Source organism: Caballeronia sp. INML2, assembly GCF_023631365.1.
Taxonomy (GTDB): Bacteria; Pseudomonadota; Gammaproteobacteria; order Burkholderiales; family Burkholderiaceae; genus Caballeronia; species Caballeronia turbans.
This window is the reverse complement of sequence record NZ_JALQDH010000220.1, coordinates 1-476: the sequence shown is the minus strand read 5'-3', so window position 1 is coordinate 476 and position 476 is coordinate 1. Positions and strand designations below refer to the sequence as shown.

1 protein-coding gene is annotated in these 476 nt (G+C 65.1%); it reads left to right on the top strand.

Going from position 1 to position 476, the window contains the following annotated elements; all coding sequences use genetic code 11:
- On the top strand, window positions 1-476 hold a 476-nt coding region (locus NCT32_RS37085; protein WP_250491574.1), incomplete at both ends, for an FAD-binding oxidoreductase.

The following is a 476-nucleotide window of genomic DNA, read 5'->3' as shown; positions in this document are numbered from 1 at the left end:
ACGAGCGTGGTCGGCGGCGTGAACCCGCCGACGCATGACCGGTACCGCGGCGTCGTGACGATCGACATGCAGAACTTTGACAAGGTGCTCGAGATTGACCACAGATCGCAGGCCGCGCGCATCCAAGCAGGCGTGCTGGGCCCGCACCTCGAGCAGCAGTTGAAGGCCAGTGGACTGACGCTGCGCTTCTTCCTGCAGGCGTGGGAGTTCTCTTCGCTCGGTGGCTGGATCGCGACGCGCGCTGCGGGCCATTTTGCGACGGCCTACACGCAGATCGACGACCATATCGAGAGCCTACGGGTCGTGACGCCGGCGGGCAGCATCGAATCTCGTCGTTTTCCGGTGTCCGGCGCGGGCCCGAATCCCGACCGGATGTTCCTTGGCTCAGAGGGTGCGCTCGGCATCATCACCGAGGCATGGGTCAGACTGCATCGCAGGCCGACGCATCGTCGCATGACGAGCGTGCGTTTCGCGGA